Below are 16,933 nucleotides of genomic sequence, written 5' to 3' on the forward strand. Positions count from 1 at the left end.
GCGATGGCTATTTAGGTTTATAGCTGTTGACGATTTTATCGAAGTCGCTGATTAAGGCCTCGTTTAGAATCTGAGGCGCTTTACCTAAGGTGACTGCGGGTTTAAACACTGCTACCCGCGTGCCTTGAGGGGAAACCAGCACATAGCCCGCACTATGATCGACCTGATAATTTTCTCCTTCACCTACCATAGCATAGGTGAGTCCTAGGCTGTGGGTGAGGGGGAAGATTTGGGTTTGCTCACCCGTCACCGCCTTAAACTCAGGATTAAAGAAATTCACGTAAGTGAGGAGTTTATCTGGGGTGTCCCGCTTCGGATCCACGGATAAAAACACGATTTGAATGGGCGCAATTTTTTTCAGCTCAGGGTAGGCGGCGGCGAGTTTGTTTAAGGTAGTTGGGCAGACATCGGGGCAGTAAGTAAAACCAATAAAAAATAGGCTCCATTGGTCTTTCAAATTCGCATTGGTAAAGGGTTGTTGCTGTTGATCGATAAGCTCAAAGGGCGCTAGCTCGAAGGCCTCTGGAAACAAAAAACCACTCTCTAACTCAACGGGCTTAGGTGGATTGAACTTCACTGCAAATAGCCCTCCCAATCCTATTAATAGAATCGCTATCACTAAGATCTTGTTGGAGATTCTTTGTTGCATATTTTGTCCTCAGGCCATGCCCGTCCTATGCCTATCGAGCGTTGCACATTACGCCCAAAGATAGTGGTCGAGCAGTAATGCCATAAATAACAACATTAAATGATAAATCGAGAAGCGAAACACCTGCATCGCCAGTCCTTCACGATCCTGATACTTTAACTGCCACGCCTTATAGATAAATCCGGTGCTTAGTATGCTTGAGCACACAAAGTAGAGCGGGCCACTCATCCCAACTAGCACGGGTAATAGACAAGCCATCGCCAGCAAAATCGTATAGAGCAAGATACAGGTCTTAGTAAATTCTATCCCGTGGGTCACGGGCAGCATGGGAATATCCACTTTGGCATATTCTGCGCGTCTGTGAATCGCCAGCGCCCAAAAATGCGGCGGCGTCCACAGGAATATGATGATGACGAGCAATAGCGCATGACCATGGAATTGATTTGTCACTGCCGTCCAGCCCAACAAGGGTGGCATCGCGCCCGCTAAACCGCCAATCACAATATTTTGCGGGGTGGCCCGTTTTAAATAGGTGGTATAAACCAAGGCATAACCAATCAAGCTGGCAAAGGTGAGCCAAGCGGTGAGCGGGTTAGTGAAAACATAGAGGATCACAAAACCTAAACTGCCTAAGAGTGCCGCGAACAGCAGTGCCCTCGTCGCCGAGACCCGTCCTTTGGGGAGTGGGCGATTGTAAGTGCGTGCCATCATGCCGTCGATTCGCCTATCTATCAGGTGGTTTAAGGCTGCGGCAGACCCCGCCATCATAGCGATACCTAAAAGTCCTGCGACCAAAGGTTGTACGGGTAATATCGTTGGCATAGCTAAACACATGCCGACTAAGACGGTGAGTAGCATTAAAGCCACCACCTTAGGTTTGGTCATCTCGAAATAGGCACGCCAAGCCACATTAACACTAGGGTGACTACTGATTGAGAGCGGTTTTGCCATGGTTAAACCCTCGATGTTGAAGATGGCTTATGCCAAAGAAAATAGTTAATTGCGACTAGGGCGAGTAGCAATAATGCCGCGCCGCCATTGTGGGAAACGGCAATCCCCAGTGGTAAATGCATCACCACGTTTGAAATCCCCAAACTGACTTGCAGTATCACTAAGGCGACCAACAACAGGCTTAGAGCCTTGAGCTGAGTGCCGAAAAATAATCGATAGGCGAGCAACAACAATAGGCTGGCGGTAATGATGGCGCCAACGCGGTGGGCGATATGAATGGTCATGCGGGCATGGTAATCCAATACGCCAAATTCAAAGCTTGGATGTTGCCCTTGGAAAGGGGAAAACGCATCGGCAATAGCGAGGTTGTCCATCCAATTACCTTCACAAATCGGTAAAGCTGTGCAGGCGAGGGCCGCATAGTTGGAGGAGGTCCAGGCGCCGAGCATGATTTGGCCGATAAGCACCAGCAGACTCAACAGCGCCAGTTTCGGCAAGTGTTTACTCTGGCCAATGAATTTAAGGCTCGTGCCAATCCGCGAACCATGGGAGCCATTAAATACTGCGCCCGCAACACGCTGACTGTGAATATCAGCGGTTTCGAAAATTCGCTTGGGTCGTGTTCGCAGATACAGCAATAGCAAGAGCGAGAGTAAACTAAAGCCGCCAATTAAATGGGACATCACGACAATCGGCATGAGTTTCATCGTCACAGTCCACATCCCCAACGCTGCCTGAAATATGATGAGTAACACTATGGCCAAAGGCAGTTTTTTGGGAGCTTCGGATGTTTTTAGGCAGAGAATAAAAACCAGTAAGACGAGGATGCCCAAGGCGCCCGCAATATACCTGTGGATCATCTCGAGCCAAGCTTTTTCGGGATGGATATCGTGGTCGGGAAATAGGGTTTGGGCATGGGAGATCTCATGGTCGTGGGTGGGCACTTTGATATGGCCGTAGCAACCGGGCCAATCTGGGCAGCCAAGTCCTGCGTCCGAGAGCCGAGTGTAAGCCCCCATTAAAATTACTAACAGGGTAAAGACTATGGTGACGCGGAGGAGCCAAGTCAGTTGCATTAGTCTACCCTCGATAGTTTCAATAACTTACGGAGATCCGCGACCAAGGCCTTACCCTGAGCTAAATGTGCCGCCTTGCCTTGCACTTGGGGGTAACGCAGCACGAGTGCGCCGAGTGGATCGACAATAATCAGCTGTTGTTGGTCAAGCCATTGACTGAGGCTTTGGCTGGCGGGCTGAGTGTTGAAGTTAAAGCTGGTTAATGCGTTTAAGTCACTGTCTGGATTCACCAGAATAAGCGGTTCGACACGAGCCTGATCTGGCCCTAAGGCGGTATGACTCTGATGCAGGATATACAAGCGCTCGCGGCAAGCTTCATCGCACTTTGCGGGCAATAAATACAGTAGTTGCCATTCCTTAGGCTGAGGATTGTTAAGGCCAAGACTGGTATAACTGGTTTCTGGGCTGATGAGCTCACCGTGGTTGGTGGAGCCGCCTTGATACCAATGCATGCTCAGCACTAACTTAGCGATGACCACAGGCGCGATAAAGGCCAGTAGCAATAACCCCAATGCGCGGTATTTGGCTGTTTGTTGGGAGTCCATATTTGCTCCTCTTATTGTCCCTAATGCTTTGTTTTATTGTTTTTTATTAACATCTTGCTGATATCTGTCACTCGGTCTTAGTCGCCTCCTTATCGGCTTGATGCCGTTGTCGTGATTTTTTGAGGTATTTCAATGCTTGCCAGCCCATCAACCCCGCAAACACTGTTGCCATGGCAAACCATTGCAACGCATAACCCCAATGTTTTTCGGCAGAGAGGGGAAAAGGCTGCCAAGGGTGGGGTAAGGCCTGCGCGGGTTGTAATTGGGGTAAGGCATCGGGTTGTAACACCGCGGGCAGGATAGGATGTCCTAACATTTGTGCCATTTCGGGTAGATTAAGATTTTGAAACCGAATCCGTTCGCCTTGTTCCGTGGTGAAGGGGTCTGCCAATAAGTGATGGCTTAAGGGATTAATCTGTTTTTGATAGAGGCGGCCTGTAAGAACCAGTTCACCGACTATGGGGCTGACTTCGGGCAGGGCATCTCGGTGGGATTTAGCGGCAATAAAGCCAAGTTCGAGTAACAGCCAAGGTTGAACAGGATTATCTGTCTGATTTGCTGACGTTATTTGCAGTAGCTGAAAGGCGAGATAGCCCACTTGCCCTTGATAGACCTGATTGTCGAGTAACCAGATTTGTGGATTAACGGGGCTGGCTTGAACCTCAAGGCGATAGCCAGTAACGCCACCTTTGGTCAATTCAGCTATGAGCTGTTCAGGATTGAGTGTGGCAGCGGATTGTCTTGCCTCCATTTGTGCGAGTAGTTCGGTTTTTTTAACTGCCCTATCCATTTGCCACAAACCTAGCTTGACCAAAACCACGAATACCACCACAGTCAATATCAGTAGTAACGACACTCCCCTATGCAACCAAATATATCTTGGTAACCAAATCAATTTGGTCAGCAAAACATAAGGATAGCGTATGAACATCCCGCTCATTTTTAAGTGTGTTTTAGTACTGCTGTTGCTGTTTATCATTTTTAACCTAGGCAGAGCCTTAATTATTATGGTTAAAGGTGACGACCAAACCGCTGAACACCCAGTGCCAATGAGCCGCTATTTGGGCCGTAGGGTGATATTTTCTGTACTGGTTATCCTGCTCTTGCTGGTGGCTTTAGAGACTGGACTGCTTGGTCTTAATCCCACGCCTTAAGTTTTCAACTTATTGTTTCAACGAATATTTAAAGCACATAAACAAAGATAAACAGGCAGAGCCAAACTACGTCGACAAAGTGCCAGTACCAACTGCCTGCTTGGAAGGCAAAATGCTTATCCGCACTAAAGTGGCCTTTTAACACTCTGAAAAACAAGACTAATAGAAAGATAGTGCCCAAGGTTACATGCATGCCATGGAAGCCCGTCAACAGGAAAAAGGTGTTGCCATACACGCCCGAGGTGAGCGTTAGCCCCATCTCATGGTAGGCATGGCTATATTCCTCCGCCTGCAAAGCAAGGAAACTAATTCCCAGTAAAATCGTGAGCCCTAGCCAGAGGGTGATGGCCGAACGCTTACCCTTTTCTAAGCTGATATGGGCAAAATGCAGCGTGACTGAGGAAGTCAGCAGCACAATGGTGTTGATTAGCGGTAGCCCATTCCATGGCATGGCTTCGGTTTTGGTGCCATCTGGTGTGGTGACGAGTGGCCAAACGGCCTCGAAGTGTGGCCACAGGACTTCGTGGGTCATGGCATTGTTGGACGCGCCGCCGAGCCAGGGCACTGCGATCATGCGGGCGTAAAATAAGGCGCCGAAGAAGGCGGCAAAGAACATCACCTCGGAGAAAATAAACCAGCTCATGCCTTGGCGAAACGATCTATCCATCTGATGGGAATAGAGGCCCGTCATCGATTCTTTGATCACGGTTCTAAACCAGCCTACCAGCATAAACAGGATAACGGCGATGCCTGCCAGTAAAATATAGCCGCCACCCGAAGCGCCAGATTTGAGTTGATGTACAAAATGTCCCGCCCCAAAGGCGATTAAAAACAAGCCGATAGCACCAACAATCGGCCAAGCACTCTGGGCGGGGACGTAGTAAGTCTCATGTTTAGTGGTCATTTTGCAGCTCCTTGCTCTATGGCAGACGCTAACTGCTTGTCGGTAATGTCGTAGAGGGTGTAAGAGAGGGTTAAGGTGTGGATAGACTCGGGTAATTGAGGATCCACGAAGAAGATCAACGGCAGCTCGGCGCGACTCGCGGCGGCTAAGTGTTGTTGGTTAAAGCAAAAACATTCGGTTTTATTGAAATAAGCTGCGCCTTGGCCGGGCGAAATTGAAGGAATCGCCTGGCCCACAATTGCTCTATTCGAGACATTTTGCGCCAGAAATGCCGTGTGGATGAGTTCTCCCGGATGCACTTCGAGCCGTTTCGTTTGTGGCTCAAATTTCCACGGCATGCCCGTCTGCACCTGCGAGATAAACTCCACCGTTACCACCCGGTTCTTATCCACAGTGATCGCCTGATAACTGCTGGCAGTATTAGAGGTTTTTCCATTAATACCCAGTTTTTCGCACAGCACATCGTAGAGCGGCACTAAGGCGAACCCAAAGCCAAACATCGCAAGGCAGCCCAGCACCAACAGGCTAATGAGCTTACGGTTGGACTTGATGTTTTGCTGATGGGGTTGGCCTTGCATGTTATTTCACCTCGGGTGGCGTGGTGAAAGAGTGATAGGGCGCTGGGCTTGGTAGGGTCCACTCTAAGCCTTCGCTGCCTTCCCAAGGTTTGGCGGGCGCCTTTTCGCCGCCCCGAATGCACTTAATTACCAGCACGAGGAAAATCAGCTGAGATAGCCCAAACGCAAACCCCCCAATCGACACGATTTGATTTACATCGGCAAATTGAATCGAGTAATCGGGAATACGCCTTGGCATACCCGCAAGACCTAAGAAATGCATCGGGAAAAACAACACGTTGACCGAAATCACCGAACACCAAAAATGCCACTGGCCGAGCTTTTCGCTGTACATATGGCCGGTCCATTTTGGCAGCCAGTAATAGGCCGCTGCCATTATGGAGAAAATCGCACCAGTGACCAACACGTAGTGGAAGTGAGCCACCACAAAGTAAGTATCGTGGTATTGGAAGTCGGCTGGCGTGATGGCGAGCATCAGGCCAGAGAAGCCGCCAATAGTGAACAGAATAATAAAGGCCACCGCGAACAACATTGGGGTTTCAAAACTCAGTGAGCCGCGCCACATAGTGGCTACCCAGTTAAACACTTTTACCCCAGTCGGCACGGCAATCAGCATAGTGCAGTACATAAAAAATAACTCTGCAAACACAGGCATACCGGTGGTGAACATATGGTGCGCCCACACGAGGAAGGACAAAATCGCAATACTCGCCGTGGCATACACCATGGATGCATAGCCGAATAATGGTTTACGGCTGAAAGCCGGGACTATGGCGGAGATAATGCCGAAGGAAGGCAAAATCATGATGTAGACTTCGGGGTGACCGAAGAACCAGAAGATATGCTGGAACATCACAGGATCGCCGCCGCCAGCCGCCTCGAAGAAGCTAGTACCGAAAAACTTATCGGTTAACACCATAGTGACGGCCCCAGCGAGTACGGGCATAACGGCGATCAGCAAGAAGGCGGTAATCAGCCAAGTCCAGACGAACAGCGGTAACTTCATCCACGTCATCCCTGGCGCGCGCAGGTTGACTATGGTTACGATCACGTTGATGGCACCCATGATCGAACTTATCCCCATGATATGGATCGAGAATACAAATAATGCTGTGCTGTCAGGGCTATAAGTGGTCGAGAGTGGTGCGTAGAAGGTCCAACCAAAGTTAGGGCCGCCGCCTTCCATAAACAATGAACTCAACAATATTGCAAAGGCGAAGGGCAGGATCCAAAAACTCCAGTTGTTCATACGTGGAAGCGCCATATCTGGCGCACCAATCATCATCGGGATTAACCAGTTAGCTAGTCCGGTAAAGGCTGGCATCACTGCGCCGAATACCATGATTAGCCCATGCACTGTGGTCATTTGGTTGAAGAAGTTAGGTTCAACGAGTTGTAATCCGGGCTGAAAGAGTTCGGCGCGGATCACCATGGCCATCGCACCACCAGTTAAAAACATAATGAAACTAAACCATAGGTACAGGGTGCCAATGTCCTTGTGGTTGGTGGTGAGTAACCAGCGCATGATGCCTTTAGGTGCACCGTGATGGTGTTCATCATGGGCGGCAATTTGATCTTGAGTCAGTGTGCTCATCTTAATCCCCTACTGTCCATGGCGAGCAATATCAGCGGGTTGCACTGTATCGCCGGTATTGTTGCCCCACGCATTGCGCTCATAGGTAATGATGGCGGCAAGTTGTTGTGGCGTGAGTTGGTTGCCAAATGCCTGCATCGCCGTGCCCGGTTTACCGTGCATCACTATATCGATGTGATTGGCGACTGGGCCTGTTGCAATAACGCTACCAGCAAGGGCGGGGAAGGCGGGAGGCATACCTGCACCCGTTAGCTGGTGGCAGGCGGCGCAAACTGTGGCATAGGTCTTTTCTCCTTCGGCCATCAGTTCATCATGGCTGAGCGTGGGAAGACTCGCGGGATCGACACTGGCGATGGGCTCTGTCGCCGCTTTGGGCGCATCGGTGGTTGAGGGGGGCTGAGTCGTTGCTACTGGTTCGCTATTGGTGCCACCGGATTTATGGGCATCAACGTCTTTGGCTTGCACCGCATCACCCGTGTTGTTGCCCCACGCATTACGCTCATAGGTAATCACTGCGGCAATTTCTTGGGGCGTTAATTGTTTACTGAAGGCTTGCATGGCCGTACCCGTTTTACCATTGAGCACGATTTCAAGATGACCGCTCAGTGGCCCGGTAGCTATGGGGCTGCCTTTGAGATGTGGGAATACGCCTTTGAGACCTTCGCCATTAGGTTGATGGCAGGCTGCGCAGTGACCAAGGTAAACTTGCTCACCCTGAGTCATCAGCTCTTCTTTACTCAGTGTTTGTGATAAGGCGGCTTGTGCGGCTTGCGCTGCGGCATTGGCAGCTTGTTTTTGTTCTGCAACCCAAGCATCGAACTCGGCTTCGGGCAGTGCCTGAACCACTATCGGCATAAATCCATGATCTTTGCCGCAAAGTTCGGCACATTGACCACGGTAAATGCCGGGTTTATCGATATGGGTCCACGCCTCGTTGATAAACCCTGGGTTAGCATCTTTTTTCACTGCAAAATCTGGTACCCACCATGAATGGATAACATCTTCAGAAGTCATCAGAAAGCGGATTTTTCTATTTACAGGCAGGACAAGGGGCTTATCGACCTCGAGTAAGTAGTGCTCTCCCTTGGCCTCACTACCTTCGATTTGAGGTCTTGGTGTGGCGAGAATACTGTAAAACTCAATATCTTGATCGAAATAGCTGTAATGCCACTTCCATTGCGATCCTGTGACTTTTACCGTGAGATCGGCATTGCTGGGGTCTTCCATGGCAATCAGAGTTTTAGTTGCCGGAATCGCCATTAAGATCAGAATGATAAAGGGAATTATCGTCCAAGCGATTTCAACTTTTGTACTCTCATGGAAGTGTGACGCGACCGCGCCCTTGGATTTTCTGTGGTTGATCATGGCATAAATCATCACGCCAAAAACCACTAAGCCTATCGCGCAGCAGATATACAGAATCGTCATGTGCAGGTGGTATACCTTGCCACTGATTTCTGTTACGCCAGGCGTCATATTGAACCGCATGTCTGCTGCGGCCAACGGTGGGGCGAATAGCACCACGAGTAAACAATACAACCATTGCTTCACAAGACTTCTCCTCTGCTAATTGCAAATAGCAACTACAAAGAAGAGCAACACAGTAAGTCTCAACTCTATGCAAACTCTTCAGTTCCCAAAAAAGTGTTTCTGACTTCAACGTGCGTTGGCGGCTTACTTATGATCAAGTATTGTTACTGCTGGTATTAGCCACACTGGCACATACTGCTGAATAAATCCATTATTCTCAATTTTTGTGGGCGAGCGATATTCGAAAATAACGCGATATTTCTGCCTAAACAGGCCATATATCATGTGCGCCTAAATCAAACATACTTGCTGTTTAAAAATTGATCAAGATCACTTCTTTTTCTAATTGTCTGAAAAATTGCCAAAAAAAAGCCTCACATTCACAGGTGAGGCGGCTTTCAAGGCTAAATACGGTGTGAAAAATTTTTAATGAACAGAGCTGAAAAATGCGGGTTGAGTAAATTTAGCCGATTGTGTGAGATTGGTGCTAGAAGGTTGGTCATTCGTTGAACCTTCAAGCACGATACCCATTGCACGTGCGCTCTTTGCTACAATTTGTAGGCGACGATTATCGCGAGTATCTAGGGCGTTAATCCAAGTAATCACTGCGCTAGATGTGCCACTGGTTAAGGCTTTTTCCATCGCCCAAAGGGTTTCGACCTCATCTTTTGCGTGAACCAATAGTACGCGATCCATACGCACACCTGCGTTTGCTAATAGCTGCTTGTAGCCAATACTAGGTGGGTTGATGAGCACTATCCATCTTCCCTGTTGGCTCAGTTGGGCAAGTTGTTTGCTCAGCTGTGTCAGCTCTTGGCGCCCTTGGCTCTGAGTTGGCATAGTGACTATTGATGTATGCTGCCAGTCGGTCTCTGTATCTCGAACCGTATCGAGCCATAAACCGGGGTGACGCGGGGCATTACCTAATAGTTTGTTCATAGCCAATCTCCGTTGCGGATCACCCCTACGGCGAGCCCTTCAATTGTTAGACTTTGGAAACTCAAATCGACTTTAATCGGTGAATAGTCTTCATTCTCGGCATGTAGGTAGACTAAATTACCTTTTTTTTCAAAGCGTTTTACGGTTACATCATCGTCAACGCGAGCAACAACAACTTGTCCATTGCGCGCTTGTTGTACTTTATGAACGGCAAGCAGGTCACCCTCAAGGATGCCGATATTCTTCATACTGTCGCCTTTTACGCGCAGCAGGAAATCGGCAGCAGGGTGGAACATGCTGGGGTCGACTTGGTAATACTGTTCGACATGCTCTTGGGCGAGAATAGGTTCACCCGCTGCCACTTGGCCGATAAGTGGCAAGCCTGTTTCGCGGTTATCTTCTTCCTCTACAGGGAGACGGATCCCGCGGGAAGTACCAGGCATGATCTCGATGCAGCCTTTTTTCGCCAATGCCTTAAGGTGTTCTTCTGCGGCATTTGCACTTTTAAAACCCAAACGGGTGGCAATTTCGGCCCGAGTGGGTGGCATGCCAGTCTCGGCAATATTACGTTTAATCAGCTCTAAAATTTCGGCTTGGCGTGGCGTCAACGGTCTCATGGTCTTTCCTGTTTTTCTATACAGTTACTGTTAGTATATACAGTATTATTGGTAGTGCAAGTATTAACCACTTTTAACTTGGTCAGCTAGATCTGCAAATAACCGTAATCGTCATCTATGGGGTGAATGCCATTTGCACGGTATCAATAAATGGTGTCGCCTAAAGTGCGTTACTAAGTCATTAAAATCAGCAGCTGAATCCTGCATCTTTAGGTTGTTTGGGTATATTCTCTAGAATCTGGTATTCTATGGGGCTAATGAACGTACTTACATTGCATAAGAATAATGCCTAAACAAGACTCTCTTTGGTTGAAATCATTACGTTGGATCCAAAAGCACTTAGTGCACACTATTGTTGTGCCACAGGATCCCTTTGCCGATCTGAATCTGGATGCCTCCAGACCGCTTGCTTATGTAATGAAAACAGAATCCCTGAGTGATATTGCTGCGTTAAGCGAGATCACCACGAAACTTGGTTTGCCAAGCCCTTACGAGCCGCTGGTGGTGAATGGCGTTGTGGCGCCACGGGTGGTATGCCTTGAAGGTCGTAAGCCCTTATTTGGTGAACGCGCCAGCAATGAGCCATTCCTCGAATGTTTTATGCGTTTGTTGGCCGTCCATAAGGAAAAGCCAGAGTTAGATATCCAGCTGGTGCCTGTGAGTCTGTATTGGGGTCGTACTCCGGGTAAAGAAGACGACACCATGAAGGCGGCAGTGCTTGAGCGCGAGAACCCTACTTGGTTACGTAAGTGCTTGATGATCCTATTTTTGGGCCGTCACAACTTTGTGCAATTTTCTAATGCGGTATCGCTGCGTTACATGGCCGACGAACATGGTACCGATATGGGCATTGCCCATAAATTGGCTCGAGTAGCGAGAGTGCATTTCCGCCGCCAACGTAAGGTGATGACGGGGCCTGTGTTGCCTAATCGTCAGGCGTTATTCCATTCCTTGCTGAAATCTGAATCCTTACGCAAGGCGATTCAGGAAGAAGCCGCGAGCAAGAAGATTTCTGAAACCCAAGCGCGTGAAACAGCAATTGAATATCTTGATGAAATTGCGGCGAATTATTCCGATAGTCTCGTACGTATTGCTGAGCGCTTTTTAACGTGGTTATGGAACAAGCTCTACAGCGGTATTAACATCAAAGGTGCCGAGCATATTCGGCAGTTACACCACGATGGTCATGAGATTGTGTATGTGCCCTGCCATCGCAGCCATATGGATTACCTGCTGTTATCTTACATTCTGTATTACCAAGGTATGGTGCCACCGCATATTGCTGCGGGTATCAACCTAAACTTCTGGCCTGCGGGGCCGCTGTTCCGCCGTGGCGGGGCTTTCTTTATTCGCCGTAGTTTTAACGGCAACAAACTCTATACGGCCGTGTTCCGTGAGTACCTCGATCAGCTGTTTGCTAAGGGATATTCGGTTGAGTATTTCTCTGAAGGTGGCCGTTCTCGTACCGGTCGTCTATTGGCGCCTAAAACGGGCATGATCGCTATGACGATCAACAGTGTGCTGCGTGGTATCGAACGCCCAGTCACCTTAGTGCCTGTGTATTTAGGCTACGATCACGTGATGGAAGTGGCGACCTATCACAAAGAGCTAAGCGGTAAGAAAAAACAGAAAGAATCTGTATGGCAAGTCTTTGGTGCTATTCGTAAATTAGGTAATTTTGGCCAAGGTTATGTCAACTTTGGTGAGCCGATTACATTGCAAAATTTCTTGAATGAAACGGCACCAAACTGGCGCAGTGAAGTGGCTGATGATCCTGAGCAAAAACCGACTTGGTTAACCCCAGCGGTGAACGTGTTAGCAAATCGGGTGATGACGCGGATTAACGACGCCGCTGCCGCCAGCTCTATTACCTTGACCAGTTTAGTGTTGTTGGCGTCGGAGCAAAATGCCTTAGAGCGTTGTTTGCTCGAGCGTCAGTTAGATTTATACCTGACCCTGCTTAAGCGTGTGCCTTACACGTCGTTTACGTCGGTTGCCGAAGGTGATGGCAAGCACTTAGTACAGCAAGGATTAGAGCTGAACAAGTTCTCCATCAACGCCGATCCTTTGGGTGAGATAGTGTCAATTGATGAAAAACAAGCGACGTCAATGACATACTATCGCAATAATATCATTCACTTATTTATTATTCCGTCATTAATTGCCAGCTGTTTAATCAATAATAAACAGATTTCAAGAGCGCAAATCCTTGGGATAGTGAACGACTTTTATCCGTTATTGAAGGCGGAGTTGTTTATGGGGATCAAAGATCTCCCAAGCTACGTGAATCAAGTGCTCGAGCTGTTTATTGAGCAAGGTCTAGTGCAGGAAAGCGATATGTTGTCGGTTGTGACCGAGCACACCAGCCAAATGTTATTGTTGGCTGGCAGCGTTAGTGAGACCTTGCAACGCTATGCCATTATCTTCAATCTGCTGGCCCACAGACCTAAGATGGAGCGTTCGGATCTCGAGTCTGAAAGCCATCTGCTTGCCCAACGTCTAGGGGCGCTGCATGGCATTACCGCACCAGAATTTTACGATAAGAAACTCTATAACACCTTGAGTGTTAAGCTAAAAGAGTTGGGTTATTTCTCTGGTAAGGAAGATAAATCTGATGTTGAGCGCATTCGCGATCAAGCTAATAGCTTACTCAGAGCCTCTGTAAGGCAAACGATTGTCGCCAGCGTGACCGCGGAGCATATCGCTTAATGGCTAACCATATGAATGCGGCGAAGAATAAGCCGGTGGGCAAATCTTTGCTCGGTGGTGCCATGATTATTGCCGGTACCACAGTCGGGGCGGGGATGTTTTCTCTGCCCGTTGTGGGCGCTGGCATGTGGTTTGGCTACTCGGTACTGATGTTACTCGGTATTTGGTTTTGCATGTTGATGTCGGGACTGTTACTGCTCGAAACCAACCTGCATTTCGAGCCGGGAGCGAGTTTCGATACCCTGACCAAGGAAACCCTAGGGCAGTTTTGGCGCATCGTGAATGGGGTGTCCATTGCCTTCGTGCTCTACATCTTAACCTACGCCTACATCAGTGGCGGTGGCTCGATTGTTAACCATAGTCTCCAAGGCATGGGGATTGAGCTGCCTCAAAGTGTCGCCGGATTAGTATTTGCTGTCGTGCTCGCCTGTATCGTGTTGATCAGTACCAAGGCGGTGGATCGTATTACGACCATTATGCTCGGCGGGATGATCATCACTTTCTTCCTCGCGATTGGTAATTTGCTGATCGAAATCGATGTGACTAAGTTACTCGAACCGGATGGAAAGCAAAGCTTTATGCCTTATCTGTGGGCGGCCTTGCCATTTGGTCTAGCCAGTTTTGGTTACCATGGCAACGTGCCGAGTCTGGTGAAGTATTATGGCAAAGATTCATCGACCATTTTCAAAGCCATTTTTGTCGGGACTTTTATCGCGCTGATCATTTATGCCTGCTGGTTAGTCGCCACTATGGGCAATATTCCCCGCAGCCAGTTTAGTGAGATTATTGCCCAGGGTGGCAATATGGGCGTGTTAGTCGGCGCCCTGTCAAAGGTAATGGAAAGCAGCTGGTTAAACAGCATGTTAACCCTGTTTGCTAATTTAGCTGTGGCGTCTTCTTTCCTCGGTGTGACCTTAGGTTTATTCGATTATTTGGCCGATTTATTCGGATTCGACGATACGCGCTCTGGCCGGATGAAAACGGCAATTGTCACCTTTGTGCCGCCCACCATATTTGGTTTGCTGTTTCCCGATGGCTTTTTAATTGCCATTGGATTTGCAGCCTTAGCGGCAACCGTGTGGGCTGTTATCGTGCCAGCGCTGATGGCCTACAAGTCGAGACAACTCTTCCCTAACCATCAAGGTTTTAGGGTCTTTGGTGGCACGCCGTTAATTATCCTTGTAGTGTTGTTTGGTGTTGTGACGGGTGCTTGTCATCTACTCGCGATGGCGAATCTATTACCGCAGTTCTCCTAAGTATTTCGCTCGCAAATCAAGCCCTCAAATTGAGGGCTTTTTCTTTGTATTCATCTTTTTACCGCCAAAACTGGACAGTTGCATAAACTCCAGCTTAACTCGAACACATTATCTGTTTGATTGGAGTCTGCAATGAGGATTACTCAGTACGCACAGGGACAGGCCTGTTGGGTTGAATTGGCGAGCCATGACTGGCAGGATGCACAGGGTTTTTACCATGCGCTGTTTGGTTGGAATGCGGTGGAAATGGCAATTCCTAATGGTCATTTCTCGCTGTTCAATCTGGAGGGGGACGATTTAGGGGCCATGTATCAAATCCCTGAGTCGGAACCACAGATCCCTAGCCATTGGCGGATCTATTTTGCGGTTAAGGATATCGAAGCGACGGTTACCGCCATCCTGGCTGCGGGTGGGCAATTGCACATGGGACCGCATGTGGTGGGTGATGCGGGCGTGATGGCGCAGGTGAGCGATCCCGAAGGAGCACGCTTTGCCCTGTGGCAAGCGAAAAACCACTCGGGCTCACGTCGCCAAGGTGAAGAAAATACCCTGTGTTGGGTGGAGCTGGCTTGCCGTGAACCTAGCGCCGAAGCCAGTTTTTACACTCAAGTGTTTCCTTGGACCGCGCTCCCCAGTCATGTGCCCGGCATCGATTACACCGAGTGGCAAATTGACGGTCAGTCTATGGGGGGAATGATGAAAATGATGCCGGAATGGGGCGAGATCCCCGCCCATTGGATGCCTTATTTTGTGGTGGCGGATTGTGATGCTTTTGCCGCTAAGGCGCAGGGGCTGGGCGCACAGCTATGCGTGCCGCCAAGCGATATCCCTGATGTGGGACGTTTTGCGGTGATTGCTGACGCCCAAGGTGCTACTTTCGCAGTAATACACCTATCCCAAAATGAAAACCAATAAGTTAACCTGAGCAGGGATAAGTAGCGCCGCTGAATAGGCATCTTTTCGGGCCTCTCTGCGTTGCTCTGTCTAACCATAGCTCGCTATGGCATACGACAGAGCGCCTTGATATGCACAAAATCTGCGCATTCAGTCATGAGAAATTGTATTTTAAAAACAATAGTTTATGGCATTATCTTGGTTTGTTAAATTTAGATTTTTTCGACACTCGTTACCCCAAGTTCAGATTAAGTTAGTTTGGTTTGTCGATAGAGAGTGGGTCTGGGCAGTTAGTCTTTTTCGCCTTGGGTGCTTTAGCAAGTAGGCTCGGAATTGAGTCTGATAGCTTGATCTCTTGTGGAAGATTAATCCGGATTTCGCTTAAGAGTCCCTTGGCGCAATCAAGCGTGATCTTAGTGTGTGCACCTTTACCGAAGCTAGTATCAAAGCTTTGATTCAACTCTTGTTGTGTGACTTTTTTACCAATTCTTTCATGGATAAATTGTTGTACCCATGTCGAGGCATTGACTTCCTGCGTCAGCTGAGTCGCCAGTAAAAAATAGTCATTGGGGTCTTGATTACGACAGGTACCGTGCTTCCACCATTCATGGCGTTCTAAACAGGTACCGTAGCGAGCACTTGGCATCACTTCTTCCAGATTCTTTTGCACAGAGGCATTGAGTGGTACTTCAGGATAATCGCAAAAATCACTTGGTTGTTGTTTTACGCTGCTGCAAAAGCCGTAACGAGTGCCACATTGCTGGCGATTAGGCCAGAGGCCATGCAGGCTAAAGTGTTGCCATTGAGGCGCATCACTGGTTTGGCTTAAGGCGCGGCATTCTGCTTTACGACTGCCATAGAGTTCACAAAAGGTGCTTTGCCAACTTAAGGCAAGCACATGGGAGTCGTAATTATCCTCGATTTGACACACATGGCCTTGGCGTTTCTCTAGCGTACCTCGTTCTTTTAGGCTTTCACGATTGATGGCTTTGATATCAGAGGCTGTAGTGGTTTGCGTAGGCTCTTTGGTTGAGTTTGGCTGATAAGTCTCTGCCGCCGCTACATTGGTATTGTATTGTCCACAATCACCTTTAATCCAGCGTAACGGTGAACTGATGGCATTGGTGCGGACGCGAATCCAGTCAGGATTGACGCTGTTTCCTAAAATCTCCGTAACGGGATAACGTTCACCGATATTGCTCTGCCAATCATCGGGATTGGTTTGTTTATTTTTAGACTGAAACAATTCACAGCGTTTATTGGCAATAAACTCCCCTGTGGCGGGGATGGCATATGCGGGTGCTGCTGACATGATTAGTGCAGAGCACTGAAGAATCCCCTGATGATTTACAAATAAATCATCAAATTAGGGTGGAAGCGCATCTTGTTGCATGATCAAATGGTTTCGCCAAAAACTACACTTGGACAACAAGATGCGCGAAGCCAATATCCTACAACATTCTTTACACCAATACTGCCCAGAACTTCACCTAAAACGATTAAACAGCTTGATGCTGGCCTCTAAGGCACTGATTGA

The 16,933-nt window shown here is 48.6% G+C and carries 16 protein-coding genes; 4 read left to right on the top strand and 12 right to left on the bottom strand.

What is annotated here, in order from left to right; genetic code table 11:
• Positions 1–7: 7 nt before the first annotated feature.
• From AEA42_RS03695 to AEA42_RS03715, 5 genes are all read right to left on the bottom strand, one after another.
• On the bottom strand, positions 8–637 hold the full coding sequence (locus AEA42_RS03695) for an SCO family protein (protein WP_197278417.1): 630 nt from the start codon (positions 635–637) through the stop codon (positions 8–10).
• Positions 638–697: 60 nt separating this feature from the next.
• Positions 698–1,600, bottom strand: a complete 903-nt coding sequence (gene cyoE / locus AEA42_RS03700; RefSeq protein WP_055647001.1) for a heme o synthase — start codon at positions 1,598–1,600, stop codon at positions 698–700.
• Between the two features lie 2 nt (positions 1,601–1,602).
• Positions 1,603–2,676, bottom strand: a complete 1,074-nt coding sequence (locus tag AEA42_RS03705) for a COX15/CtaA family protein (RefSeq protein WP_055647002.1) — start codon at positions 2,674–2,676, stop codon at positions 1,603–1,605.
• Positions 2,676–3,221, bottom strand: a complete 546-nt coding sequence (locus AEA42_RS03710; protein ID WP_055647003.1) for a hypothetical protein — start codon at positions 3,219–3,221, stop codon at positions 2,676–2,678. Before AEA42_RS03710 ends, AEA42_RS03705 begins: the two co-directional genes overlap by 1 nt.
• 67 nt (positions 3,222–3,288) lie before the next feature.
• Positions 3,289–4,200 carry an SURF1 family protein gene (locus AEA42_RS03715; protein ID WP_055647004.1) on the bottom strand — a complete coding sequence of 304 codons (912 nt, stop codon included), beginning with the start codon at positions 4,198–4,200 and terminating at the stop codon, positions 3,289–3,291.
• Between AEA42_RS03715 and AEA42_RS03720 the strand changes: the two genes are divergently transcribed.
• On the top strand, positions 4,145–4,375 hold the full coding sequence (locus AEA42_RS03720; RefSeq protein ID WP_055647005.1) for a DUF2909 family protein: 231 nt from the start codon (positions 4,145–4,147) through the stop codon (positions 4,373–4,375). The two genes, AEA42_RS03715 and AEA42_RS03720, sit on opposite strands and share 56 nt — an antisense overlap.
• A 28-nt stretch (positions 4,376–4,403) precedes the next feature.
• On the opposite strand, the gene AEA42_RS03725 is transcribed toward AEA42_RS03720, so the two are convergent.
• The 6 genes from AEA42_RS03725 to lexA all read right to left on the bottom strand — a co-directional run bounded on the left by AEA42_RS03725 (position 4,404) and on the right by lexA (position 10,537).
• Positions 4,404–5,279: a cytochrome c oxidase subunit 3 gene (locus tag AEA42_RS03725; RefSeq protein WP_037426598.1), complete on the bottom strand. Its 876-nt coding sequence runs from the start codon at positions 5,277–5,279 to the stop codon at positions 4,404–4,406.
• Entirely contained in the window at positions 5,276–5,857 is a 582-nt protein-coding gene (locus AEA42_RS03730) for a cytochrome c oxidase assembly protein (protein WP_037426601.1), read from the bottom strand. The genes AEA42_RS03725 and AEA42_RS03730 overlap by 4 nt, the downstream gene beginning before the upstream one ends.
• A 1-nt stretch (position 5,858) precedes the next feature.
• Complete coding sequence (gene ctaD, locus AEA42_RS03735) at positions 5,859–7,451, bottom strand: cytochrome c oxidase subunit I (RefSeq protein WP_037426604.1); 1,593 nt, start codon at positions 7,449–7,451, stop codon at positions 5,859–5,861.
• Positions 7,452–7,460: 9 nt separating this feature from the next.
• Positions 7,461–9,002 carry a cytochrome c oxidase subunit II gene (gene coxB / locus AEA42_RS03740; protein ID WP_055647006.1) on the bottom strand — a complete coding sequence of 514 codons (1,542 nt, stop codon included), beginning with the start codon at positions 9,000–9,002 and terminating at the stop codon, positions 7,461–7,463.
• A gap of 405 nt (positions 9,003–9,407) precedes the next feature.
• The gene (locus tag AEA42_RS03745) at positions 9,408–9,920 is read right to left on the bottom strand and encodes a SulA-like leucine-rich domain-containing protein (protein WP_037426610.1); all 513 of its coding nucleotides are present in this window, start codon (positions 9,918–9,920) and stop codon (positions 9,408–9,410) included.
• On the bottom strand, positions 9,917–10,537 hold the full coding sequence (lexA, locus tag AEA42_RS03750; protein ID WP_037423686.1) for a transcriptional repressor LexA: 621 nt from the start codon (positions 10,535–10,537) through the stop codon (positions 9,917–9,919). The genes AEA42_RS03745 and lexA overlap by 4 nt, the downstream gene beginning before the upstream one ends.
• 285 nt (positions 10,538–10,822) lie before the next feature.
• Between lexA and plsB the strand changes: the two genes are divergently transcribed.
• From plsB to AEA42_RS03765, 3 genes are all read left to right on the top strand, one after another.
• Positions 10,823–13,246 carry a glycerol-3-phosphate 1-O-acyltransferase PlsB gene (gene plsB / locus AEA42_RS03755; RefSeq protein WP_037423683.1) on the top strand — a complete coding sequence of 808 codons (2,424 nt, stop codon included), beginning with the start codon at positions 10,823–10,825 and terminating at the stop codon, positions 13,244–13,246.
• Entirely contained in the window at positions 13,246–14,502 is a 1,257-nt protein-coding gene (mtr, locus tag AEA42_RS03760) for a tryptophan permease (RefSeq protein ID WP_037423680.1), read from the top strand. The genes plsB and mtr overlap by 1 nt, the downstream gene beginning before the upstream one ends.
• Positions 14,503–14,634: 132 nt before the next feature.
• A complete protein-coding gene (locus tag AEA42_RS03765; RefSeq protein WP_037426612.1) occupies positions 14,635–15,417 on the top strand; it encodes a VOC family protein in 783 nt (260 codons plus the stop codon).
• A gap of 232 nt (positions 15,418–15,649) precedes the next feature.
• On the opposite strand, the gene AEA42_RS03770 is transcribed toward AEA42_RS03765, so the two are convergent.
• Entirely contained in the window at positions 15,650–16,732 is a 1,083-nt protein-coding gene (locus AEA42_RS03770) for a ribonuclease T2 (RefSeq protein WP_348625485.1), read from the bottom strand.
• Positions 16,733–16,933 lie beyond the last annotated feature (201 nt).

The sequence above is a fragment of the Shewanella sp. Sh95 genome (assembly GCF_001308045.1).
In the GTDB taxonomy this organism is placed as follows: domain Bacteria; phylum Pseudomonadota; class Gammaproteobacteria; order Enterobacterales; family Shewanellaceae; genus Shewanella; species Shewanella xiamenensis.